This is a genomic window from Nitrospira sp. (assembly GCA_016715825.1).
Taxonomy (GTDB): Bacteria; Nitrospirota; Nitrospiria; order Nitrospirales; family Nitrospiraceae; genus Nitrospira_D.
On record JADJXO010000002.1, the window covers coordinates 340617 to 366629 of the forward strand.

19 protein-coding genes and 1 pseudogene are annotated in these 26013 nt (G+C 55.4%); 17 read left to right on the forward strand and 3 right to left on the reverse strand.

The annotated features are described in order from the left end of the window. Positions 1-19: 19 nt before the first annotated feature. The 3 genes from IPM58_07695 (at position 20) to IPM58_07705 (ending at position 4144) form a co-directional block, all read left to right on the forward strand. Positions 20-1255, forward strand: coding sequence for a glycosyltransferase (locus tag IPM58_07695; GenBank protein MBK9306957.1), 1236 nt, complete (start codon positions 20-22; stop codon positions 1253-1255). Positions 1256-1397: 142 nt separating this feature from the next. After that, positions 1398-3290: an asparagine synthase (glutamine-hydrolyzing) gene (asnB, locus tag IPM58_07700; GenBank protein ID MBK9306958.1), complete on the forward strand. Its 1893-nt coding sequence runs from the start codon at positions 1398-1400 to the stop codon at positions 3288-3290. A gap of 122 nt (positions 3291-3412) precedes the next feature. Further along, positions 3413-4144 (forward strand): FkbM family methyltransferase, encoded by a 732-nt coding sequence (locus IPM58_07705; protein MBK9306959.1) that lies wholly within the window; start codon positions 3413-3415, stop codon positions 4142-4144. A gap of 93 nt (positions 4145-4237) precedes the next feature. On the opposite strand, the gene IPM58_07710 is transcribed toward IPM58_07705, so the two are convergent. The 3 genes from IPM58_07710 to IPM58_07720 all read right to left on the reverse strand — a co-directional run bounded on the left by IPM58_07710 (position 4238) and on the right by IPM58_07720 (position 6809). Beyond that, complete coding sequence (locus IPM58_07710) at positions 4238-5110, reverse strand: hypothetical protein (protein ID MBK9306960.1); 873 nt, start codon at positions 5108-5110, stop codon at positions 4238-4240. Between the two features lie 370 nt (positions 5111-5480). After that, entirely contained in the window at positions 5481-5882 is a 402-nt protein-coding gene (locus tag IPM58_07715) for a fibronectin type III domain-containing protein (protein MBK9306961.1), read from the reverse strand. A gap of 429 nt (positions 5883-6311) precedes the next feature. Then, on the reverse strand, positions 6312-6809 hold the full coding sequence (locus tag IPM58_07720) for a fibronectin type III domain-containing protein (GenBank protein ID MBK9306962.1): 498 nt from the start codon (positions 6807-6809) through the stop codon (positions 6312-6314). Between the two features lie 378 nt (positions 6810-7187). On the opposite strand from IPM58_07720, the gene IPM58_07725 reads away from it, so the two are divergent. The 14 genes and pseudogenes from IPM58_07725 to IPM58_07790 all read left to right on the forward strand — a co-directional run bounded on the left by IPM58_07725 (position 7188) and on the right by IPM58_07790 (position 25971). Then, positions 7188-7421, forward strand: coding sequence for a DUF4158 domain-containing protein (locus tag IPM58_07725; protein ID MBK9306963.1), 234 nt, complete (start codon positions 7188-7190; stop codon positions 7419-7421). Further along, a complete protein-coding gene (locus IPM58_07730) occupies positions 7379-8017 on the forward strand; it encodes a TolC family protein (protein MBK9306964.1) in 639 nt (212 codons plus the stop codon). The genes IPM58_07725 and IPM58_07730 overlap by 43 nt, the downstream gene beginning before the upstream one ends. Positions 8018-8344: 327 nt before the next feature. Beyond that, positions 8345-9712, forward strand: coding sequence for a TolC family protein (locus tag IPM58_07735; GenBank protein ID MBK9306965.1), 1368 nt, complete (start codon positions 8345-8347; stop codon positions 9710-9712). A 21-nt stretch (positions 9713-9733) separates the two neighbouring features. Next, entirely contained in the window at positions 9734-10834 is a 1101-nt protein-coding gene (locus tag IPM58_07740) for an efflux RND transporter periplasmic adaptor subunit (protein MBK9306966.1), read from the forward strand. A gap of 155 nt (positions 10835-10989) precedes the next feature. Beyond that, positions 10990-12960: an ABC transporter ATP-binding protein gene (locus IPM58_07745; GenBank protein ID MBK9306967.1), complete on the forward strand. Its 1971-nt coding sequence runs from the start codon at positions 10990-10992 to the stop codon at positions 12958-12960. Continuing rightward, entirely contained in the window at positions 12957-14111 is a 1155-nt protein-coding gene (locus IPM58_07750; GenBank protein MBK9306968.1) for an ABC transporter permease, read from the forward strand. The genes IPM58_07745 and IPM58_07750 overlap by 4 nt, the downstream gene beginning before the upstream one ends. A 103-nt stretch (positions 14112-14214) precedes the next feature. Next, positions 14215-15325, forward strand: a pseudogene (locus IPM58_07755) (ABC transporter permease). Positions 15326-15454: 129 nt separating this feature from the next. After that, positions 15455-16729: a sulfite dehydrogenase gene (gene soxC, locus IPM58_07760; GenBank protein ID MBK9306969.1), complete on the forward strand. Its 1275-nt coding sequence runs from the start codon at positions 15455-15457 to the stop codon at positions 16727-16729. Then, positions 16716-17288, forward strand: coding sequence for a cytochrome c (locus IPM58_07765; protein MBK9306970.1), 573 nt, complete (start codon positions 16716-16718; stop codon positions 17286-17288). The genes soxC and IPM58_07765 overlap by 14 nt, the downstream gene beginning before the upstream one ends. An 815-nt stretch (positions 17289-18103) precedes the next feature. Continuing rightward, entirely contained in the window at positions 18104-19303 is a 1200-nt protein-coding gene (locus IPM58_07770; protein MBK9306971.1) for a hypothetical protein, read from the forward strand. Between the two features lie 103 nt (positions 19304-19406). Then, a complete protein-coding gene (gene glgP, locus IPM58_07775) occupies positions 19407-21161 on the forward strand; it encodes an alpha-glucan family phosphorylase (GenBank protein ID MBK9306972.1) in 1755 nt (584 codons plus the stop codon). A gap of 38 nt (positions 21162-21199) precedes the next feature. Next, positions 21200-22411: an acetate/propionate family kinase gene (locus IPM58_07780; protein MBK9306973.1), complete on the forward strand. Its 1212-nt coding sequence runs from the start codon at positions 21200-21202 to the stop codon at positions 22409-22411. A 20-nt stretch (positions 22412-22431) separates the two neighbouring features. Further along, positions 22432-24831, forward strand: a complete 2400-nt coding sequence (locus IPM58_07785; protein MBK9306974.1) for a phosphoketolase family protein — start codon at positions 22432-22434, stop codon at positions 24829-24831. A 168-nt stretch (positions 24832-24999) separates the two neighbouring features. Then, positions 25000-25971 carry a DUF1207 domain-containing protein gene (locus tag IPM58_07790; GenBank protein ID MBK9306975.1) on the forward strand — a complete coding sequence of 324 codons (972 nt, stop codon included), beginning with the start codon at positions 25000-25002 and terminating at the stop codon, positions 25969-25971. The last annotated feature ends 42 nt before the right edge of the window (positions 25972-26013 follow it).

Below are 26013 nucleotides of genomic sequence, written 5' to 3' on the forward strand. Positions count from 1 at the left end.
CCCTCTAGTATACTCTCATATGAGAAAACAATTGAATAACGTAGTTCTGAAAATTCTGATACTTGATGAAGAGCTCCCATATCCGACTAATACTGGGAAACGTATTCGGAGCTTTAATCTCTATCGCCGTCTGGGAACGACTTTGCGAATACGGTACATCGGTTACGGAGATTCCGATTCAGCGGCTGCGAAGGTACTGAGGGCTGAAGGGATAGAACCGATCTTAGTGTCTAGGAGGATGCCACCAAAACAAGGTCCCGCATTCTATTTGTCTTTATTGACTAATCTGCTCTCACCTCTTCCGTACATTGTCACAAGCCACTATTCAAAGAGCTATCAGGATGTAGTACTCGCTAGCTTGGCTGAATTCCAACCTGATTTAGTTCTCTGTGAATGGACTCCTTATGCGATCTATGTCATGAAGTTATTATCAGTGAAAAAGCTGGTATCAGCCCACAATGTCGAAGCGGATATTTGGCAACGGTACCATGAAAACGAGACCAACCTTCTGCGCCGATGGTACATCTGGGAGCAGTGGCGTAAGGTTCAGTTATTTGAACAGTCGGCCCTGACATGGGTAGATGGTGCGACAGCGGTTTCTGACCTGGATCGTATAAGTTTAGCTAAGCACCATCCACAGTTACGAATAGCTGTGATACCCAATGGGGTCGATTTAGAGTATTTTCGTCCCTTGCCGCCACCTACCCAAGCACACCACCTGGTATTCACGGGGTCCATGGACTGGCGACCAAATCAGGATGCAGCGCACTATTTCATCCGGGAAATACTGCCGATATTAAAGCAGGTACGTCCTGATCTTGAATGCACTTTTGTGGGACGTAATCCGCCAATAGATATCCTGCGTCTGGGAGAGATATCCGGGGTGCATATCACGGGAACTGTGGCGGACGTGAGGCCCTATGTCGAGCGGGCGTCCGTGTATGTCGTCCCATTGAGGATTGGCGGCGGTTCTCGTCTGAAGATTCTGGAAGCCTTGGCTATGGAGCGCCCAGTCGTATCAACCACTATTGGGGCAGAGGGGCTAGACGTCGTCCATAATCAGCACATTATGCTGGCCGATGATCCCAGAACCTTCGCACAGACAGTGTTACGGCTTCTTAACGATTCAAACCGGTGCCAGGAATTGGCTACTGAGGGTAGGAGGTTGGTTGAGCAACGGTATGGATGGGATGCTTTGGCTGAGCGATTCACTAATTATATTAATGATGTTGTCCAGGGGAAAGGATGTTGCTGATCACTTTGAATAGCCGTTCACGAATGTTCTGTAGGCATGGTGGCTAGTTTGTTCTAGAGTAGCTCTCCGCTAATAGTAGATTTGACCGACCGCTCGTGCGATTCCAACACAAGCGTAATCTAAGTCAAAAAGGAAAAAACTGATGTGCGGTATATGCGGGTTCTTTGGTAAAAGCAGCGCAATTTCCAATAGCACATTGGAAAGGATGAACAACGTGCTGATCCGACGAGGACCAGACGAAAGTGGAATTTTTCTGGAACCTGGTGTCGGCTTGGCCATGAGACGCTTGAGCGTCATCGATTTGGATACGGGGCGCCAGCCAATTCACAATGAGGATGCTACTGTTTGGGTCGTCTTCAACGGAGAGATCTATAACTATCGTGATCTGAGAGCCCTGCTGTCGAAGCGTGGTCATCGATTCTATACTAATTCTGATACAGAAGTAATTGTCCATCTATATGAGGAGTATGGTGCCAAGCTCGTCGATCATCTCCGAGGTATGTTTGCCTTCTCTCTGTGGGACAAGCACCGTCGACGTGGACTCATTGCGCGAGACAGGCTCGGGGTCAAACCGCTATTTTATGCACAAGTTGGCGACACGCTGTTGTTTGGCTCTGAACTAAAGGCCATCATCGCATCAGGCATGGTAGATCGGAAACTTGATCAGCAAGCCCTCGACGCCTTTATGACCTACACATATATCCCGGCACCGCTCACAATCTATAGTGGCGTTCGGAAGCTGGAACCAGGTCACCTGCTGGTCTGGGAGTCAGGCAAGGTGCAGAATCAGCGATACTGGGATCTCAATGTCGCCCAGCCTGACTACCGTACCGATGAGGAGGAATGGGTTGAACGTTTTGAGCGAGCGATTGAGGATGCAGTAAGCTCGCATATGGTCAGCGACGTGCCGATCGGGGCGTTCTTGTCAGGTGGGATTGATAGCAGCCTCGTTGTCGCATTAATGAGTCGCTGGGGGAGCGATCCAATACAGACTTTTACCATGGGCTTTGGTGGAGCGCAAAATCCGCTGCTTGATGAGCGCCCACTAGCCAAACAGGTCGCTGATCGTTACGGATGCAATTTCCATGAACACACCGTGTACCCAGACTTCCGCCACATCGTTGGAGAGATTGTTGACGCCTTCGATGAGCCCTTTGCTGACGACTCAGTGATCCCGAGTTATTACGTTTCGCAGTTTACACGCCGTAGCGTCAAAGTAGCCATGTCTGGTCTGGGTGGCGACGAACTGTTCGCTGGCTACGCACGATATTCCGGCCTGCTGCTTAGTCAGACCTACTCTGTATTTGTGCCAAGAGTCTTACATAGACGGTTGATCGACCCGCTAGTTCAATATCTGCCTGAACCTGCTCACGGTGGTCACCACATCGATCATGCGAAGAGGTTTTCTTCCGCGGCGCTACTATCACCTGCCGAACGCTACCTTGGCTTTGTGTCGACCCTCCATTCGCGTGAGCGGCATCGCCTCTATGTCGGTGACACGGCTAGGAAGATTGACCTTGAAGCAACTGACCGAATCGTTACAGACCAGTTTGATCGATGTGGTGCTCCAGACGATGTGACCAAGGCATTGTACGTCGATATCAAGATGTACATGCCCGATGATATTCTTGCTCTTTCGGATCGACTGAGTATGTGGCACTCCCTTGAAGTTCGCGTGCCACTCGCCGATCATCGCTTAGTCGAACTAAGTGCTGAGCTTCCTGTCAAATACAAGCTTGATTGGCGTCGGAGGAAAATCCTGTTAAAGCAGATTGCGGCACGCTGGTTACCATCCGAAATACTGACGCATCGCAAGCAAGGCTTCGAATCCCCGATGGCTGCATGGCTCCGCACGGATTTGGCCAATTACGCGCGAGACATCTTGGGGAAGAATCGCTTGGGAAAGTCTGAACTGTTTGATTGCGACTATGTATCTGCAAAGCTGGAAGAACAGCTTGCTGGCCGCCATAAGAACAACAAGTTGCTCTTTTCACTGATAATGTTTCAGGAATGGTACGAACGGCAGAGTATCTAAGGTCGAACTTATCTTCGGTTGTCGTAGAAGGACGATTCCCATTTGCGAAACAAGTGTATCCATTGTGGGGTAATACGAGATAGTATTACAGATTTCATTCGCTTTTCGGAGAGCTGCCAAAAATGAGAGGATTATCTGTCGCAAAGGCTAGCTTGCAAGTGTTACGGGATGTTGCCGCACGATTTCCTAGGTCGTGGCAATCTGAGCTTAAGCGCCTTCATTATCGTCACCGCATCCGTCGTGGCACCTTTTGTTCTGATGAACCAGAGTTTTCGATATTGTCTCGATTCGTTACCAATGGAGATTGGGTTGTTGATATCGGTGCAAATGTTGGCTTCTACACAAAGCGCCTCGCTGAACTAGTTGGCTCGGAAGGCCGAGTGCTGGCGTTTGAGCCTGTGCCGGAAACTTTTGTGCTATTGGCTAGTAACACTGCACTATGTGGCTTCACCAATGTAACACTATTCAATACAGCTGTTTCAGAAGAAACTAAGTTGGTGGGAATATCCATACCGGACTACTCCAATACGAGTCAGTTAAATTATTACCAAGCACACCTCACAAGCTCGGCGGACAGCAATTTGCGGATCTTGACGGTCAGCCTTGATTCTATTCAGATTCCGGAAAAGGTTAAACTCATAAAAATTGATGCTGAGGGACACGAATACTCTGTTCTCAAGGGAATGCGGAACACTTTGTTACGGGACCATCCAATTCTTATTATAGAGGCGCCTCACGGTGAAACGAGAGAACTTCTAGAATCACTGGGATATATCAGTACGGCATTACCTGAATCACCAAATGTGGTTTTTCATAGCAAGGACGTGCAATGGGAAGACTTGAAGAAAAGCTGATCTCATGTGTTGCTCCACCAACGGAACAATCCGCAGGTCGGTGGGAACCTAAACTCCCTTATCCATATCCTGAAGGGCTGCACCCAATCTAGACTATTGAACTCTCACGTTAGTCGGTGCAGGTGGTGGTGTGGCAGTGCTTGAACCTGAGCCACCAATGGTCGCATCTGACATTGACCCCGATGCGCCAGTTCCCGCATCCGAGTATATTTCAATGTTATCGAAATAGATGTAGTTCGTAGCGTCATGGGCGTCTTCGAAATTAGATGTCAGATAAAATGGAAGCCATTTCTGTCCACCCATACTCACGTTGTTATCGCGGACCAGTACTTTGTCATGCCAAACCTTGATTTTTCCTGTTGCGTGATTAAAGTAATATTCGACTGTGTGCCAGGAATTTGAGAGGCCAGTGTTATCCCCCGCGGCCCCGCCCCAATAAGTAGTTAATGCTGTATTCCCTGCGTTGCCCCGATTGTTCATGCTTGGTCCTGGGAAAGCGGTAGCATATATGTCTCTATAGGTGGCCTGATTACCATCCCAATAGTAGATACGCAGTAATTTTAACGAAGAACCGTCGGTCCGATTCACATTATTGTCAAGGCGCACTTTGAAGCGATAGAATATTTCGTTCGTATACGGCACTGAATTAATCGTCAACGACTCATATTTGGTGGGAGCATTCCAGGCTACTGTTCCGTTCCAGTTGCAGCGAGCCATCCGCGATCCCGCAAAGGCACCCTTCAAACCATCTACAGCTGAGGTTGTAACTGTGCACCTATTGCGGTTACCGTCCTGACTCCACTTATTTGTGGTCCCATCCTCGAAATCATCGTAAAAGACTCGGCTTGCTGCATAGGATACGTCCAAGAACGCGACCGGAGACAGTAAAAGCATGGTAAAACTCAGACAGATGAATCGCTTAAACTTTCCTGCCGATAGTAATCGTTTCATATGGGCCGTATGCATAATACAAACTCCTTTGCCAGCAGTGACAAGAATAAGAAGCAGAGATACGCATTAAGCTTATCATTGCTTGTCATGGTAATGACATGAGCAAGATGCGTGCTAGTTTCATGCTGGTTTAAAAAATTGTTTGGACGACAAGCATCATTGAACATCAACACGTTATGCAATCTTTCGGCTGCATCACCCTCGATCTAAATTTAAGCCTGCGTAATTAATCGTTCTTTCCATCGTCATTCTCACGTACCTTTCAGCGGGCATCCAGGACCTTCAAAGCGCCTGGATGCCCGTTGCTGTTTTGTGGTTCATTTTTTGAAGCCGCATTCTCCTCCAAGGTCTACCCTGGAGTTGCTGAAAGATCCCCGTCGTTGAATCATGGGATTGTCTTGCTGACTTCGCTAGAGGTAGGTCCCTCACCAGTGCTATTCGTTGCCGAGACCGCAAAATAGTAGGTTCGACCACGAGTCAAGCTGTTCACGGTCGATGATGTGGCAGTGCCTGCGTTGATGGTTCGCGTATACTGGCGGGGAGCTTCCCCCACATAGACTTTATAGCCGGTGACCGATGCGCCGGTAACTGCATTCCACGTGACCGTTGCGGAGGATGTCGAAGTAGTTGGAGGGGGCGGCGACGAGGTGGCAGGCGAGATAATCAATGTGACCGGAGCTTTATAGGTGCACCAGGTGCCCACCTTGATGGTGGCGGTTCCGGTGTAGGTGCCGGCTCCTCTCCCGCTCGTATTGACTGCGACCGTGAGCTTCTTACTTGATGTCATGCTTGTGCTGGTGGGAGACACCGTCAGCCAAGATTGATTGTCTGAGGCTGTGAGCGTAGCGGTCGTAGAGCTACTCCTGGAGACAGTTATAGTCTGGTTCGGCGGATTTGTCGCACCCTGCACCGAGTGAAATGTCAGCGATGTCGGGGTAATAGGAAGATGGCACGCCAACCCTTCCGACACGAGTCCCAGGCAGATAAATGTGATGAAGCCGATTTTCCATAACCCAAACCCAGACCTAGTCCCGCAACGAGCAATACAGCAGCTTCGAACTATTTCGTGAATGATTTGTTGAGCGTGTCTCATTGGTATATTAACCCTTCCGTCTGTGCGAACCCCACTACTTTGTCCGCTGTGGTTAAGATCCAGCCGTACGAACTACGACAAAGTTGTGGGGTTTCTGACCCAAAGATCACCCGATTCTCCTTGTTAGGATTGGGCTGGTGTTGTTTCCGCCGTAATTTCGTTTGAGCACATGGTTTCCGATTGATCCTCGTTAAACGCCCGGATCACGAAAAAATATTGAGCGTTAGGTTCGAGACCGGTGATGGTTGCCTGTGGGGCATCGACGGTTTCCTTCTCTCCACGAGTACAAGAAACTGGTTCATCTGAAACGATTTCGTCGGATGCGACTTCGTCGGACGATTGCTTTCCATAGTAGAACTCGTAACCAGCTGCTACGAAACCGGGTGGAGGTTCCCAAGTCACCTGCGCAGTAACTCCTGTTCCGGTCGAAGACATCGTAACGATCGGATCTTCATCCCCACCGTCGGCATGCGCGATCCCAGAATTGGGGTCAATCCCTCCTGCCTCTTCACCCGCGCAACTAGCGAGTGACATAAGCAAAGGAATCACAAGAATCAGACGAACCATCGAGGTAACTAACTTACTACTGACAGAACGAATCAATGTTTCAAGTGTCAACATAATAGCCGCACTCCTAAAGGTGTATTCATTCAGATAGAACCACTGGTGCTACTAGGCCTGATTTGACTCACGATCACAGTAGGCTAGACATTCACCATCAATTCATATCCTTGGACGATAGCAGCATTGAGCAATAGCGATGCCGGGATAAGCATGACAAAATAGCACGGTTTATCAACTACTTATATGAAACGATTAGGGTCTTTAGGATGTAGACGGTGTAGGGATCACCCTTCAGAAAGACCAACAGCGTGAAGGGCTCACCCTTCAGAAAGGTCAACGGAGAACAAGAATGGACCCAGAGGTCATCCCTGGTTTCTGCTGGCACGGCTCCGGGGAGCCTACCCAGAAAACTAATTATCGTGGATGAAGCCCTGAGTGACTTGCCGTACCCGCCTCACATCTGCCCAACGAACCCACGTTCTGGACTTACCTTCTGAGCCTCGCGAGTTAGTACGTTTCTACACATTCATCATGTCTGAGTGGACTCGTCTCCGTACTCGACTGGGTAGCCATAACCGTCTGAGCTTTGCCGTGCAACGGACCATGCCCACACATCCTGGACGGCCATGGTTCGGAGAGGTGGTATTGACTATTGCCATGCTGCAATAGGTCGCGCCGCAAATCTCTATGGCTCCAGACGCCATCCTGACCAACCTTATGCAGCTTGCTGCCGGTACGATTGCCGTCATCTAGAAAGAACGGTGGAAGATCAAACGGTTCTTCAAGGCTTGAACCGGCATCTCCGGATCAAGCAGTTTGCGATGCCGCTGTTTCAACGGGAAGGGCGGGGGAAGGTCCTGTACGCGGAGGCGGAGCCACAGCAATTGGTTATGAGTCAGCTGTACGCCGAGCAACAAGTCAGTGTCGATGTGGAGAACTGGCTCTCGGCGATCGTGCGGGCTCGAGATCGGGTGACGGCGGTGACGGAAGCGCTGCGGTTGGCCAAGACGTTGGAAGAGGGCGAACGGACTCGCTTCAATTTGGGTGCCAGCACCGTGCTGTTTGTGAAACATCGGGAGCGCAACGTAGTGGAAACAGCGTATCAGCTGTATCGGGCGCAGGCCGACTATGCGGTGGCGCGTGGAGGGATGCTGTGGGCAAGGGGCGCGCTGTCGAAGCCTTGGCCGACAGAGTCCTTGGCGAAGTATGGGGATCCGAAGACGGCGGCCGGTCTCTCGGGTCACCCCGTGGCTGGACGCGACTAGGTTGCCGGAGGAATGTCGCGTACCTTACCGAATTGCTCAGCCCTCTGCTTCAAACAGTATGATCGTAGTGTTGGGCTACGTTCCACATCAAGTGATGGTTTTGTGCAAAGGGCAGGGGAGAGACCTGTCGCCTTCTGCAACAGTAGCGGTCTCCTCCCTGTCGCAACTTTCCCCTATGCTCGTCCTCTCCTCTCTCCCACCTGTATATAAGTCATGAATTTCACAGTCGAATGCTGCCTCATTTGATCGGTTTCTCTGACCGGCTCTCTCCTTGCAGTTCAGCGGTCTCTGTCATCACGGAATCTGTTCATGTGGCTTTCCCCAAGCATGCAACGACGACGCGCGGTCACAGGGCCTAGCCTTTTTCTCATCCTCACCACAGTCTTCTGCCTGCCGGGTGTCGGAATTGCGGCCGCAGAGTCGCCTGATTCAAGCCCACCTGAACTCAAGCTGAGCCTCCGTGATGCCATTCAGGCCGCCATCGACAACAACGTCAACGTCAGGTTGCTGAAAGAGCGCATCGCGGCAGCACAAGCACAGGCTAATACGAGCTTCGGCGCACTCCTGCCGAACGTATCCGGGTACGTCAGCGGGCGGAGCCAGACCGTCAATCTCGGTGCGTTTGGACTCCCACCCGACCGACTTGCCGGGTTGGGCCTCAGGCGCAGCGTAACGGACCCGTTCGAGGTGTATGACGCGCGTGCGACGCTCGTGCAAAACATTTTCAGCCTCAGTCTGATTCAACGATGGCGTGCCGCTAAAAGCGGTGTGGACGTCGCTAGTTTGGAGGCGGAGGTCACCAAGCGGGATGTGATGGCGACCGTTGGATTGCTCTATATCGAAGCGTTACGGGCCGATGAAGCGGTCAAGGCGCGGCAAGCCGACATCGACCTGGCCCAACAATTGGTCAAGCTGGCGAAAGACAGGAGGTCGGCCGGGGTCGCAACCGGTCTCGACGTGACGAGAGAAGAGGTCCAGCTGGAGAATCATCGACTGCAATTGCTGGTCGCCCAGAACGATCAAGAGAGCGCCAAACTCAGCCTCATCCGTGCCCTCGGGATCGACTTCGAGGTGCGGGTGGTCTTGACCGACGAACTCCGGTTTGTGCCGGAGCAGGCACAGTCGCCTGAGCACGTCCTCACGATTGCGCGGGAACAGAGGCTGGAGTTAAGGGCGCAGGAGAACCGGCAGAAACTCGCAGCACTCAGCTTGAGTTCCGTGACCAGCGAACGGGTTCCATCCCTCTCGCTCGCCGGCGACTATGGCTGGATCGGGCTGAAGCCGGAAGACGCATTGGCCACGCGTTCGATCGGACTGACCTTTTCCATTCCGATTTTCGACGGCGGCCAGCGGGAAAGCCGGATTTCAGAAACCCGTAGTCGGGTGCGGCAAGAATTGATCCGTATGAAGGACGTGTCCGATCAAGTGACGCTGGAAGTCCGGAACGCGCTCCTGACGCTGGAGTCGTCTCAGCAGCAAGTCGCAGTGGCTCAGAAGGGGATCGATCTGGCCGCCAAAGAGTTGACCTTTGCTCGTGATCGGTTCCAAGCCGGGCTGACGACCAACATTGAAGTCACCAACGCCCAGACGTCCATGGCTCGCGCGCGGGACAATCTGATTGAGGCGCTGTTCCGCTTCAACGCCTCACGGATCAATCTGGCTCGCGCCAAGGGCGAAATCGACAAACTCTTCTGAAGACATGGACCGATGGCAGTGATGAGACAACAACTCATGGTCCTCCCGGTCCTAGCCGTTGTCGCCGGAATCGGGTATGTGGCGATGGACCGTTGGGTCTGGAACAGCGGATTGCCGGAGGGCTTGATCCAGGTGAACGGCCGGATCGAGGGAGACCACGTGGCGATCGCAGGCAAATATCCCGGACGCATTCAGGAATTGCTGGTTCGCGAGGGAGATCAGGTCACGAAGGGACAAGTTCTTGTAAAGCTGGACGACGCCCAAACCACCGCACGGGTCGAGCAAGCACGGCGTGCGTTCGAAGCCGTTGAGGCGGAGGTGCAAGCTGCTCACGCAGACCTCGCGGTGTTGAACCTGGATGTCCCGTTGGCGATCGAATCAGCCGGTGCCGAGGTTGTTGAGTACCACGCGAAGGTGGCCAAAGCGAATGCTGTGGAGAAGGAAGCGAGAAGCGATGCGCAGCGGTTTCGTGAATTGGTCGAGAAGGACGAAGCGACGAGACAACAGTGGGAACAGGCTGAAATGCGATGGAACGTGGCCAAGAAAGAGATTGAGATCGCTCATGCAGGGCAGGCCCAGGCAGAAAAGAAATCGGCGCAAGCCGAGCTGGGGTGGACACGCATCAAAGCAAAAGAGGCGGAGGTCGCGGCCTTGGAACGTCGGCGGGACCAGGCCTCTGCAGTGCTGGAAGAGACCCAGAGTGTGTTGACGGACCTCACGATTACCGCCCCGTCCGATGGAACGATCACGACACGCATGGTCGATGTGGGGGAAGTCGTCTCAACCGGTGCCCCTCTCCTGGAATTAGTGAATCTCGATCGATTGTACCTCAAGGTGTATGTGCCTGAGGTGCAGATCGGAAAGGTTCGGCTGGATCTTCCGGCGAAGATCTATACGGATGCATTCCTCGACCACCCGTTTGACGCGACGGTCCGGTATATCGCGTCCAAAGCCGAATTCACCCCGAAGGAAGTTCAAACTCCGGATGAGCGAGTGAAATTGATTTTTCCGGTCAAATTGTATCTCACCGAGAATCCCGATCATCGCCTGACACCGGGACTTCCCGCTGATGCGATCATTCGTTGGAAGGACGATGTGGCATGGGTGAAGCCGAGGGGTTAGGGCAAGCGGGGAACCTTCGTGCTCGCTGAGCGAGCACGAGTCGGGTAAAGCGGAGTCTTGGCGATGCGGGAATGGGCGGGTGTAATTCATGGTGCTCGCCCAATGCCCGCAGTAAAGGGTCCCCCACTCGTCCTAACTTGAAGAGAATGGAAGAAATGGGAACAAAACATTCTTCTGAGTATTCGGACACGATCGTCCAGGTGTCAGGATTCGTCAAGCGCTACAAGCATGACGTGGCGGTCGACGGGGTCGATCTTGAGATCAGGAGAGGAGAAATCTACGGGCTGATCGGGCCGGATGGTTCTGGCAAGAGCAGCCTGATGAAGGCGATCGCCGGGGTGTTGACCTATGATGCCGGTGCCGTCGACGTATTCGGGACCAGGGTCGATTCCGAGCGAGCTGCCGAACGAATCAAGCCGAATATCGGTTTTCTGCCACAGGGACTCGGGCTCAATCTCTACCCCGATCTGTCCATCGACGAGAATATCGACTTCTTTGCACAGCTTCGTCTGGTTCCGGACAAGGACTTGGCTGAACGCAAGGCCAGACTGCTGGCCATGACCAGACTCGATCGATTCCGCGACCGTCCGATGAAGAATCTCTCGGGGGGGATGAAGCAGAAGCTCGGCTTGATTTGCACGCTCATCCATGGACCGGCTCTGGTGATTCTCGACGAACCGACGACCGGTGTCGATCCGGTCTCGCGCCGTGATTTTTGGTCGATCCTGGCCGATCTGCTACAGGAAAAAGGTATGACGGCCTTGGTTTCTACGGCGTACATGGATGAAGCGGCCAGATTTCATCGGCTTTCCTTCCTATCGAGAGGAAAGGTACTGGTTTCGGGGACTCCCACGGACGTGCAGGCGCTGGTTCCTGGGTCGGTCGTCACGTTCGAAGCCACACCGCAGGTCGAGGCGATAACCCGGTTGAAACACTCGTTCAAGCAGGTCGAATCGTTGGGGCCTCGGTTGCATGTATTCACCCCCACGGTCGATCAGTCTGAAGCGCAACTCCAGATCGAAACTGCACTGGGCGACCTCGCCCCTTCGTCGGTCAGGGTGGAGGAGCCGGAGCTGGAAGATGTGTTCGTAGCGCTGCTGCTTCAACATGGCGAACATAAACCGGCGTCCGGTGGACGATCGGCATCAACAACAGTGCACGATCACAATGAGTCGGCGATCGAAGCCGAAGGACTGATCAGAGATTTTGGGTCCTTCCGCGCGGTTGATCAAGTGAGTTTTCAGGTCAAACAGGGGGAAATATTCGGCCTGTTGGGTGCCAATGGTGCGGGCAAAACGACCGTCATCAAAATGCTGAACGGGATCCTCTTGCCGACGGGCGGGACCGGACTCGTGGCGGGGGCCGATATGCGGACGGCGGCCGGTTCCATCAAGGAACGAATCGGGTATATGTCTCAGGCTTTTTCGCTCTACCTGGATTTGACCGTTGAGGAAAACATCAGGCTCTTCGCCGGGATTTACGGACTCAATGAGCGCGCCATGGCCGAACGGTATCGGTGGATCATCACCATGGCGGGATTGTCGGGGTACGAATCGAGCTTGACCAGTCGACTGCCGATGGGAGTCCGGCAAAGGCTGGCGCTCGGCTGCGCCTTGGTGCACAACCCTCGCGTCTTGTTTCTCGATGAACCGACCTCCGGGGTCGATCCGATCGGGCGCCGCCACTTCTGGGAGATCTTGTCACGGCTCGCGCGTGAGGACGGTGTCGCGATTCTGATCACCACCCACTATATGAGCGAGGCCGAGCACTGTGACAATCTGGCCCTCATGTATGCGGGACGGATCGTGGCGGAGGGCTCCCCGGCGGATATGAAACGCCAAGTCGAGCAGAAGGCGGGCCGCCTGTATGAAGTCGTTGCCGATCAACCGGCCAAGGCGGTGGTGCATCTGCGGCAAGCCGGGTTTCACGGGGCGGCGCTCTTTGGGACCAAACTCCATTTCTTTTGTCGTGACCCGCTTCGAGACAAGGACTGCGCACGTCAAGCGTTGGAAGGGAGCGGGGTACGGGTCGCCTCTATCCATGAGCGGCCGCTGAGTTTGGAAGACGTGTTTGTCTACCGAGTCATGGCGTTGGAACAGGCGGCCAAGCAGGAGGAGGCGGCATGAACCTGAGGCGAATCGCGGCCGTGGCGACGAAGGAATGGAAAGAAACGGTCCGCGACCGATTGTTCCTGCTCATGTCCTTTTTACTGCCGCCGCTGTGGATGGTGGTGTTCGGGCATGGGTTAGTGCTGGACGTCGAGCATGTTCCATTCGCGTGGTTGGATCGAGATCAGTCGTCGCTGAGCCGAGACTACCTCTATCGGTTCATGGGATCCCGCTATTTCGACTACCGTGGATCCATCTACAATGAACGGGACATCGATCGGTTGCTGGGTGACACGGCGATTCGGATGGCGATCATCGTGCCGGATCGGTTTGAAGAACGGCTCCTGGCGGGAAGACCCGTGGCGATCCAAACCCTGCTGGACGGTACGTTCCCATTGCACGCCGATACCTTGAAGGGCTATGTGATTGCGATCAACAGTGCGTTCACCCAGGAATTGCTCACAGATTTCCTGGCGCGCACGAGAGGACTTGTGCCGGAGGAGGCGCGCCGATTCGTGGAGCCTGTGTCCATCGAGACAAGGTACCTGTATAACCAAGAAGTTCGGAGTACGTGGTCGATGGTGCCGGCCCTGATCATGTTCGCGTTGATGGTGGCGTCACCATTGCTCACGGCTTTGGGGGTGGTCCGAGAAAAAGAGACGGGCTCGATTTATAACATCTATAGCGCGACGGTCAGCAAGGCGGAGTTTTTGATCGGCAAGCTCGTTCCGTATTTCATCATCTCGATGATCAACGTCGTGGTGCTGTGGTTGCTGGCTGTCTCGATTTTTCGGGTCCCGTTCAAAGGAAGTTTCATGGTCTTTTTCGCGGCCTCGTTGTTCTTTGTCCTGTGCGCCACCGGCATTGGGCTCATCATCTCTCTCTTGGTACGGACGCAAATGGCGGCGCTGATCATTACCATCATCATTGCCATGGTTCCGACCCTTCTCTTTTCTGGCTTGCTCGTTCCGGTGTCATCGCTAAGCCCCGGCGCTCAGATCCAGGCCCATTTGTTCCCCGCCATGTACTACACCGACGTGGTGCGAGGAAGTTTTCTCAAAGGGCTGGACCTGAACGCCATGTGGACCGACTTGTTCGCGCTGGCAGTCTTTGCCGTCGTGTTGCGGCTGGTGGCCTATGGTCTCTTCACAAAACGGCCGAAGACCTGAACAGGTGCGGCCGGGGAGCTGGCTTGAGTGAGGGGAACGGGTGAATAGGAACGAGGGTTCGAGTTTCGAAGCCGTGCGCTTGTGGGCACTTCGTCTGTTCGTTATGACACGGAAGGAGTTGCTTCAGTTGGGGCGCGACGTTCCGTTGCTGTTGTTTCTGCTGTATTCCTTCTCGCTCTCCGTGTACATCAGCGGCGCAGGAATCGCGATGCAATTAACCAACGCCAGCCTGTTGGTGCATGACGACGACCACAGTGAATCTTCACGAGAATTAATCCATCGGTTCCGCGAACCCTATTTCCGGTTCGACGGAGAGGTATCGGACCCGAAGGAAGGCCTGGCGCGGCTCGACCAAGGAACCGCCATGGTGCTGCTTGACATCCCTCCACGGTTTCATGAGTCAATCCTTGGGTGGGAACCGATTGCAGTTCAATTGCAGGTCGACACCACCAATGCGCCGCAAGGGCTGTCGGCAGCTGCCTATGCCGCCCGTATCGTCGGGGAATTTTCCTTCGACGTCGCCCAGTCTCGACTCGGTGCCGCCTCGGGCGACGACATGCAAATGCCGGTGATCAACAGCGCCCATCGAGTCTGGTTCAACCAAGATCAGGACGAAACCTGGTTCCAGTCCATCTCCCATATCCTGCGCATGATCACGCTGTTCGGCTTTCTCCTGCCTGCCGCGGCGTTGGTACGCGAAAAAGAGCATGGAACCGTTGAGCAGTTGCTCGTGTCCCCCGTCACGCCCCTTCAGATCATGCTGTCGAAGGTGCTGGCCATGACGCTGGTGATACTGGCCGCCACGGCGCTTGCGATGGTGACCGTGCTCAAGCCGGTCTTCGGTGTGCCGATCAAGGGGCAGCGTCTCCCTGTTCTTTCTGGTCACGATGCTGTACAGCTTCACAACCGCCGGGCTCGGTCTGTTTGCCGCCACCGTCACCAAGAACCAGGCACAGGTCGGGATGGTCGCTTTGCTGGTGATCGCGCCCATGTTGTTGCTGTCGGGCATCACGACACCGTTTGAAGCCATGCCTCCATGGGTCCAGTCCCTCATGGCACTGTCTCCACTCCGGTACTATATCGATGTGACCTATGGCGTGTTGCTCAAGGGAGTCGGACTTGAGTTGCTGTGGGACTCCATCTTGGCGATGGCCCTTTTGGGCGGAACGATGTTCGGGCTTGGCCTTTGGCGTTTTCGTAGACAATTCGAATAGAGGGTAAGGAGTTGGGGGTGACAGGGTTGAAACCTTTTCACCGACTACTTAGAATCCACCGACGGGGTCATTCATTCGGAACCGTGGTCAGCCGCGAGACCTAGCTGCTGACCCATGCACGAGCACGGTATGACAAGACGCCTTGAAACGGATGAACCGGCCGGAGATGAGAGGCAACCTGAAGCGGAAGGCGCCTCGCTGTTAAATCGTCGGAGTCTCCTCGCGGGAGCGGCGAGCATGGTGGGCGCGATCGTGCTCCAGTCCGTGACAGGATCCGCGGACACGGCCACGCCGGTGGCGCCGGACGATCCGACCCGCGTACCGGGCAAGGCTCCCACGCCCTATGGGCAACGGTCAACCTTTGAAACGGCCACCCGTATGCCTCGTGCCCAGTCCGCTTCGTTGACACCGCTGCAAGACTCTCACGGGATTCTGACTCCCTCGGCATTGCACTTCGAACGACATCACAATGGGGTGCCGACGATCAACCCGGCGCACCACCGGCTTCTTGTTCATGGGTTGGTGGACCAGCCCTGGACCTTCACCGTAGACGATCTGAAGCGGTTCCCCGCCGTCTCACGGTTAGCTTTCATCGAATGTTCCGGTAATTCGGCCATCGAATGGCGTGGGCCGACCGGAAAGACCGTGCAAGAGACCCATGGACTGACGAGTACGAGTGAATGGACCGGCGTGGCATTCAAGACCCTCTTGCGCGAAGTCGGGGTGAGTCCCGAGGCGTCCTGGGTTTTGGCAGAAGGGAGCGATGCGGCAGCCATGACACGCAGCCTTCCGCTGGAATCCGTCCTGGATGAGGCGATGGTGTGTTATGCCCAGAACGGCGAACCGCTTCGTCCGGAACAGGGCTATCCGCTTCGCCTGGTCATCCCAGGCTGGGAAGGGAATACCTGCATTAAATGGTTACGACGATTGAAACTCGGCCGGGCACCCTTTATGACTCGTGAAGAGACGTCGCACTATACGGACTTGATGCCGGACGGCACGGCGCGCCAATTCACCATGCTCATGGAGGCGAAGTCCGTCATCACCTCTCCCTCAGGCGGACAACGCATCCAACCGGGATTCATCGAAATCCGTGGCTTGGCGTGGAGCGGCAGGGGTCGTATCACAGAGGTCGAGGTGAGCGTCGACGGAGGAAGATCCTGGCAGCGAGCGGCCCTACAGGATCCTGTGTTGCCCAAGTGCCATACGCGATTTTGTCTGCCCTGGCGATGGGGCGGAGAGGACGTGATTCTACAAAGCCGCTGTCAGGATGAGACCGGGTACCGGCAGCCGGATCACGCTTCCTTGGTGGCGGTCCGGGGGATAAACTCCTTCTACCATTACAATGCGATCCAGAGTTGGCAGATTGCCGCAGATGGGCACGTGAGCCATGTGCAGTCGTAACATCCTCTCAGTGGGACTGACCGCCATCCTGAGCCTGGGCTGCGGGAACCTGTGGGCCGGCGAGACAATCAACCGACAGGAACCTACGCACAGCTATGGAATAGGACAGGCCGCCACGGACCAGGAGCTCCAGGCGTGGAACATTGATGTAGCGCCGACGGGAGAAGGATTGCCTCTTGGGCGGGGGACGGTTCAGGAGGGAGCGTCTCTCTTTGCCGCTCGCTGCGCAGCCTGTCATGGTACCACGGGTCAGGAAGGCCCGATGGATCGCTTGGTCGGTGGCGTCGGCACGTTGGCGAGCCAACAACCGATCAAGACCATCGGCAGTTATTGGCCTTATGCCACCACGCTCTACGATTATATTCATCGCGCGATGCCCTTTTCTGCTCCGCAAAGTCTCGCACCGAACGAGGTCTACTCAATCGTGGCCTGGCTGCTGTACCAGAACGGGATCATAGCCAAGGATCTCGTGCTTGATGCCCAATCACTGCCGGTCATCTCCATGCCGAACCGGGGAGGTTTCGTTCAGGATCCCCGGCCGGACGTACCGAAACCCTAACCGGAGAGCATCTCGGTGTGTCGCCGCGCACCAGAGGGGGGGACGGGGGGGGGGGCGCCCCCGCCGGGGGACAAGGGGCGCAACGGGGGGGGGGACGGGGGCCCCCCCCAGCGACGAGGGGGGGCCCCCCCCCCGCGCGCCGGGGCCCCACGGCCCCCCCAAAACACCCTCTTCGGGCGGGGCCCGCCGCGCGGGGGGCCGGGGGGGGCCCGGGGCCACCCGCGCCAAAAGCGGCGCGCCACGCGGGGGACACGGCGGGACGAGGGGGGGGGGGGGGGCGGGCGAGAAGGGGGAGGGGGGCACCGGGGGGGCGCCGGGGAACGCGGGGGGAACCGCCCAAACAGCGGGTTTCTTTCCCAGGGGGGACCAAGGGGTGGGGCAGATCCAAACGTCTTTGGCCGCGCGATTGCCCGTCTTGATAGTTCTAGGATGCCGTTGAACGGATTCGATGGAACATTCTCGATGCCTGGGTTCGTCTTTCTCGGTCTCCACGACCTTGTCGTTGCGCCCTAATCTCGGGATTGTGCGGCGAAAGTCTTCAGGCCTTCGGCCCGTGATCCTGGATGAATGTGGTCTTCCGCTACAGGGCTTGTTTATGGGACTGTAGCAAGACTCCACGCCTCCCTCTCCCCGTTCTTCAGAACCGCAAAAAGCCTAAACGATCTTGAGCTTTTCGAGCACCAGCCGTACCTGGGGAATAAGGTCTCCTCTTTGCACAGTCGCTTGGAAGTGAAGCGCGACAAACAGGGAAGGCAGTGGGTGTCTTGTCCTTACCATAGCCGTCACCGTCCACTTTCCCTACGCGAGGTGCAACGATGGCCGAATCACCTACGTACAACGTGTCGAGCATCTCTCTGAGAGTCATGAGCGTGCTCCTTGCGGTGATTGTGTATCCGTTAGCGCCTGGTCTTATATGGGCTGAAGACTCAGCGGATCAGGTCGAATGGCAGAGGCGCGTGGTCTTGCGTGCCGGGCAGGAAGTGCAGGGCGATTACTTTGCCTTTGGCCCACATGTGGAGATTTCAGGGACGGTGCACGGTGACGTCTATGCCGCAGGGGCAGAGGTGCTAGTGGACGGAATCGTGGACGGGGATTTGATCGTGGCCGGTGGTGAAGTGCGGGTATCGGGGGAGGTCACACAGGATGCCAGGATAGCCGGAGGGACAGTGACGCTCAGCGGCAAGATTCACAGGAACGCAACCATCGCGGGCGGAGACGTGCATCTGACTGATTCCTCGCATCTCACAGGGAGTGCCGTGATCGGCGCCGGGAATCTGTTGCTTGGGGGATCGATCGACGGCAATGTCCGGATCGGTGCAGGCAATGTTACGCTGTCCAAGGCGATCGGCGGAGATTTTGCTGTCGCGTCACCGGCGATTCGTCTCACCTCCAGGGCGTCGGTCGGAAAAAACATCAGATATTGGAGCGACGATGAACCGTCGATCGATGAGGGAGCCACCGTGCGCGGCACCGTCACACGGCATCCCATCCCGGAAGTCTTCAAAGGCGAGGAAGCCAAACGGGGGCTTGCGGGAGTGAAGCTTATTGCCGGGTTGATCAGCTTCACCTCGACCTTGTTGCTCGGCCTTCTGCTCCTGCATATCTACCCCATCTTCACGTCGCGGGTCACGTTGAAGATTCAAGAACGGCCCTGGGTTGTGCTCGGAGTCGGCGGCGCATTGTTGTTCGGCGTTCCGCTGCTGATTGCCTTATGCATGGTCTCGATTCTGGGAATCCCGATCGGACTGATGCTGGCGGCGATGTATGTCGTGACCCTCTATCTGGGACGGGTATTCGTCATGTTGTGGCTTGGGCAACGGCTTCTAAGTTTGGTTTCGGCCCCATCTTCAACGACAAGAGCCTTCATCGCAGGACTCGTCGTCTATTTCATTCTCTCTCTCCTACCGTTGGTCGGAGGAGTGATCACGATGTTGACGATCGTGATAGGCCTCGGATCTATTCTGATGACGAAGAAGGAGTTAGTGGTGAAGTTGCGGAATGATCAGGTTGTGTAGTCCGGTGTCCCTGGTCGGTTTTTAAAAAACGGATGAGACTTGTGCATTTAGATTGTCTTAGGGGTGAGACCTCCTTAGAGTAGAACGGTGGGGAGATATCGCAATGACTGATGGACTGATCAGAGAGGTGGTTGGAGGGCGAAGCCCGCTGGTCGCCTATTTCTCTATGGAAATCGGTCTCGATCCCGCCATGCCGACGTATGCAGGTGGGTTGGGGGTGTTGGCGGGAGATTCAGTTCGATCTGCCGCCGATCTCCAAATTCCCATGGTGGCGGTCACACTCCTGCATCGGCGGGGATATTTTTATCAACGGTTGGACGAACAGGGCCGGCAGCGTGAAGAGCCGGTGGCCTGGCCGATCAATGATTTCTGCAATCCTGTACGCTCGCGTGTCACGGTCGAACTCGAGGATCGGACGGTACATGTGGGAGCCTGGCAATACCGTGTGAAGGGAGAGTTAGGAGATGAGGTGCCGGTCTACCTGCTCGACACGGATCTTCCCGAGAATCAGCCATGGGACCGGACGCTCACCGATCGGCTCTATGGCGGAGACGATTATTATCGACTCTGCCAGGAGCTTGTGCTGGGAGTCGGCGGATTTCGCATACTCCGGGCACTCGGTTACGGGCACCTCCGCCGATTTCATATGAATGAAGGGCACGCGGCCTTGCTCGTGCTCGCCTTGCTGGAAGAAAAACTCACGTCGAGGTCCTATGAGGAGGGTGTTCCAGCCGATCTGGTCGACGCCGTTCGCGAACAATGTGTGTTTACGACCCATACGCCGGTGCCGGCGGGGCATGATCAATTTCCCCAAGACCTGGCCCATCGGGTGCTCGGCGACCGGCGCTGTGCATGGCTCAAGGCCTGTGGGCATGACCATAGTTTGAACATGACGCAACTTGCGTTGGGTGGCTCACGGTTCGTGAATGGGGTCGCCATGAAACACGGCGAGGTGTCGCATAGCCTCTTCCCTGGGTACCCGATTCACTCGATTACGAACGGTGTCCACGCGGTGACCTGGGCTGCTCCCGCTTTTCAATCGCTCTACGACCGGCGTTTGCCTGACTGGCGGCGCGATCAACTCTCGCTTCGATACGCGATCAGCATTCCCGATCACGACATATGGGATGCGCACAGCGCGGCCAAGCGGGTATTGGTCGAATATGTGAATCGCGAGTCGAATGCCGGGTTCGACCGCGATGTGTTGACGATCGGGTTTGCCAGGCGGGCGGCGGCCTACAAGCGAGGGACTCTGATCTTTCACGATCTCGAACGGTTGGCCAAGATTGCCGAACAGATCGGAGCGGTTCAGATCGTTTTCGGAGGCAAGGCACATCCACGTGACCAGGATGGGAAAAACATTATTCAGAGAATTCATGAACTCCGCGATGCCTTGCGGGGGAAGGTTCGGGTCGCGTATCTCGCGAACTACGACATGACGCTCGCAAAACTGCTCTGTGCCGGTGTGGATGTGTGGCTCAACACGCCTCTCCCGCCGATGGAGGCCTCAGGAACCAGCGGCATGAAGGCGGCGGTCAATGGTGTGCCAAGTCTGAGCGTCCTCGATGGATGGTGGGTCGAGGGGCATGTGGAGGATGTGACCGGCTGGGCGATCGGCGATCGGATCGAAGCCTGCTCCGAGCCAAGTGGGGACATGGATGCGTGCCATGCCGCGGCGCTGTATGACAAACTAGAACGAAAGGTCTTGCCCTGCTACTACAATGATCATGAACGCTTCATCGGGATCATGCGGCATGCGATTGCGTTGAACGGCGGGTTTTTCAATACTCAGAGGATGATGGCCCAATATCTCCATAATGCATATCGATTGGTCGGGGAGTATCTCCGACGTGAATAGCGGCATGGCTTGATGGGAAGTCTGATTATGGAACTTTCATGACGGAGTCCATTTCGGCTTCCAGCGACGGCTTGATCCTGGTGATCAATGGAGGATCATCGACGCTCAAGTTTGCGTTGTTTCGCATTGGGACGACTCCGGTTCGTGAGCTGTCCGGTTCGATTGATCGTATCGGTTCGTCGGAAGGGACAATGAGATGGACACATGAGGGAGGCGCCACCGTTGGTTCTCAGGTGGTAGCTGTGCCGGACCATGCCGCCTGCATCGAGCCCCTGCTCAGCTGTGTCACAGACCGACAAGCGCACCGTCCACTGGTCGCAATAGGGCATCGAGTCGTACATGGTGGCCCACGCTATCGTGCTCCTCAACCGCTGACACCGGTTGTGATGGACGAGTTACAGCGGTTGAGTGCCTATGATCCTGAACATCTCCCGGGTCAGATTGAACTCATCAAGGGGTTGGCGCAACGGTACCCGCATCTTCCGCAAGTCGCCTGCTTCGACACTGCCTTTCACCGTGATCTGCCGCCTGTGGCTCGTCTCCTGGCCATTCCTCGACGGTATGAAAAGCTGGGCGTTCAACGATACGGATTTCATGGTCTCTCCTATGCCTTTCTCTTGAGAGAGTTGGGGCGGGTCGGTACTCCGCACGAGGTCAATGGTCGTGTCATCCTGGCTCATCTCGGCAATGGCGCGAGCATGGCGGCGGTCAAAAACGGAAAAGTTGTCGACACGACCATGGGGTTTACGCCGACTTCCGGCCTTCCCATGAGCCGGCGCTCGGGGGATCTCGATCCGGGGCTTGTCGCGTATCTTGCTCGGACGGAAGGCATGCGGGTGGATCAGTTTCACCAGATGGTCAATACCGAGTCGGGCTTGCTCGGCGTTTCAGAGACTAGTTCCGATATGCGCGATCTCCTCAGGGAGGAAGGCAACGATGCGAGGGCAGCCGAGGCGGTCGCACTGTTTTGTTATCACGCCAAAAAGTCCATCGGTTCATTGGCGGCGGTGTTGGGTGGGTTGGATACATTGGTATTCAGCGCTGGGATCGGAGAGCATGCACCGATCATCCGCGCGCGCATCTGCGAAGGGTTGGATTTTCTCGGCATTATCATCGATCCTGTGCGCAATGAAGCAGGTGAAGTTGTGATTTCCAATGATAGCAGCAACGTGACCGTGCGAGTCATTCATACGGACGAAGAAAGTGAGATCGCGCGGTCCGTGTTAGAGCTGATCAGAGCCGGGTCATGAGGATAAACAATGAGGAGGTTATGCAACGAACACAATCCAAGACGTTGAGCCCTGAAATGCTGAAGCACATGGATGCCTATTGGCGTGCGGCTAACTATCTGTCAGTCGGTCAGATCTACCTCTTTGACAATCCCTTATTGAAGAAGCCGCTCACGCGGGCTGACATCAAGCCGCGGCTGCTCGGCCATTGGGGGACGACGCCGGGATTGAACTTCATCTATGTCCACCTGAACCGCATTATCAACGAACACGACCTCAACATGATCTATATCACCGGGCCAGGTCACGGCGGTCCTGGGCTCGTTGCGAACGCCTATCTCGAGGGTACCTACTCGGAAGTCTATACGAATATCGCGCAGGATGAGTGCGGGATGAAACGCCTGTTCAAGCAATTCTCTTTCCCCGGCGGTATTCCCAGCCACGTGGCGCCGGAGACACCGGGGTCCATTCACGAGGGGGGCGAACTGGGATATGCCCTCTCACATGCGTATGGGGCCGTCTTCGACAATCCCGACTTGATTGCGGCTTGTGTGATCGGCGACGGCGAAGCGGAGACCGGTCCGCTCGCGACAAGCTGGCACTCCAATAAGTTTCTCAATCCGGTCACCGACGGCGTTGTCCTGCCGATTCTCCATCTGAACGGCTACAAGATTGCGAATCCGACCGTGCTGGCTCGAATCAGTCACGATGAGCTGGATCACCTGATGCGTGGCTATGGGTATAGCCCCCATTATGTCGAGGGTAGCGATCCGCGGGAGATGCATGAACGGATGGCTGCCACGCTCGATGCCATCGTGGGGGACATTGAACGTATCAAGGACGATGCAGGCCGAAATGGTTCTATGGAGCGGCCGCTCTGGCCGATGATCGTCCTCCGGACGCCGAAAGGCTGGACTTGCCCGCCGGAGATCGACGGCAAACGGACCGAAGACTACTGGCGATCCCATCAAGTGCCGATGGGCGACATGGACAAGCCGGGCCATATCAAGATCCTTGAACGGTGGATGAAGAGCTACAAACCCCACGAGCTGTTCGATAAGACGGGCGCTCTTCGTCCTGAATTGGCAGAGCTGGCGCCGAGAGGAAGCCGTCGCATGAGCGCAAATCCCCATGCCAACGGCGGGCTGCTGCTCAAGGATCTACGGCTACCTGATTTTCGAGAGTATGCCGTCACAATTTCAGGCCCCGGCGCTCTCGAAGCGGAATCCACCCGCGTGATGGGGGCATTTTTGCGGGACACAATGAAGCTCAATATGGACCAACGCAATTTCCGCTTGTTCAGTCCGGACGAAAACAATTCCAATCGCTGGCAAGACGTCTTGGAAGTGACGAATCGGGCTTGGATGGCGGACCGCCTTCCGCATGACGATCATCTAGCGCCGGATGGAAGGGTCATGGAGATGCTCAGTGAACACCAATGTCAGGGGTGGTTGGAGGGGTATCTCCTGACCGGCCGGCACGGCTTCTTTTCCTGCTATGAGGCCTTCATTCACATCATCGACTCGATGTTCAATCAACATGCCAAATGGCTCAAGGTCTGCAACCATATCCCGTGGCGGCGACCGATCGCCTCGTTGAATTATTTGTTGTCCTCCCACGTCTGGCGACAGGATCATAATGGTTTCAGTCATCAAGATCCTGGGTTTATCGACCATGTCGTCAACAAGAAAGCCGAGGTGATCCGTGTGTATTTGCCACCCGACGCGAATACGCTCCTGTCTGTCACCGATCATTGTCTCCGCAGTCGCAACAAGGTGAACGTCATCGTGGCGGGCAAACAGCGGGCACTCCAATGGCTCGACATAGATGCCGCAGTCAAGCATTGCACGGCCGGCATCGGCATCTGGGAATGGGCCAGTAATGATAAGGACAGTGAGCCGGACGTCGTGATGGCCTGTTGCGGCGATGTTCCAACGATGGAAACGTTGGCGGCGGTGTTCTTGATGCGGACCTATCTCCCGAATGTCAGGGTTCGCGTCATCAACGTGGTCGATCTCATGAAGTTACAGCCGCGCACGGAACATCCAAACGGATTGTCGGACAGGGATTTCGACGCCCTGTTCACGACCGACAAGCCGATCATCTTTGCCTTTCATGGCTACCCCTGGCTGATTCACCGGCTCACTTACCGGCGGACCAATCACAAGAACTTGCATGTGCGTGGGTATAAGGAAGAGGGAACTACCACCACTCCCTTCGACATTACCGTGATGAACGATATCGATCGCTTTCATCTGGTTGCGGATGTGATCGATCGGATACCGCTTCATGGCTCGCAGGCCGACTATGCCAAGCAGGCCCTTCGTGATAAGCGCATCGAACACAAACAGTACATCGCGGAATATGGGGAAGATATGCCGGAGATCAGCCAGTGGAAGTGGACCGTGAGCCGGAAGTCTGTGCACAGGAGGCACGGATAAACGGTGAACCGCTCCATGGTGAGGATAACGTAGCCCGCATAAGATCGTGATTCTAGTCAGCGATGCCTTTCAATATCTATGAATGTTCTCCCCAAATATGCTATCGAAGGGGCCGTATGAAAGGTGTCCAGCGTACATCATACAAAATTGCAAATGGGGAGGAAGGGTATGGGCCGGGGAGTGCTGTCTTGTATTGGATGGATTGTCGGAATATTGTCTCTTTCTGCCTTGTTAGCGGGACAAGCCTATGCTGACGAGACAGCCGACAAGAATCCGGATGGGGCGAACATAAAGGTACCGCTCGATTGTCGGCATGGACAAGCCTATGAGAAAACTGATGGCCAAACTGATGGAGAGGCGTTTCCTTCCGACGATGTCTTCCGTCCGCTGTTGGCCGATCCGAAGCAGCCGCAGTTCTTTGCGAACTGGCGGTCGACGCGATCACGCACAGACCGTACATCCTCCAATATCGGGTCCGTGGCGATTGGAGAAAACTTTGGCTTCTACACGAGGCGAGACGGGTGCAATGGGTGGCAGATCAGTCTGCTCACCGGGATTTTTGCCCAATTCGACTTAGATGAAAAGAATGCCCAACTGGTCAACACGGACTTCAATGTCGGCATCCCGATTACCTGGCGCTCAGGCAATTGGTCTGCACGATTGCGCTATTATCACCAGAGCAGCCACATCGGTGATGAGTTTTTGGGGGCTAATCCAGGATTCAAGCCGATTACGTTTATCCTTGAGGAAGTGGATGGGATTCTCTCCTACGACTATAGGTGGCTGCGTGTCTATGGAGGAGGCGGGTATCTGGTGCATCGAGAACCGGCCACCTTCGACCGTGGGAAGGTGCAATGGGGATTCGAAGCACGGGCTCCATCCATGCGTACTCGGATCTTGGTGCCGTTCCTCGACCGGCTTGTCGTGACCCCGGTGCTGTCGGCTGATTTCAAGTCGATACAGGCACATGAGTGGATTATCGATACCAATGTGCTCGGCGGGTTTGAATGGTCCCGAACAGGCTCGCTCCGGCGTTTTCGAATCTTGGCAAACTACTTCCATGGATTTAACCCTTATGGCCTGTTTGCGATCAACCAGAAGATCGAATCAATCGGCCTCGGGGCCTATTTCATGTTTTAGCGGTTCGTATGTCAAAAGACGTGTATTACTCGTAGAGGATCG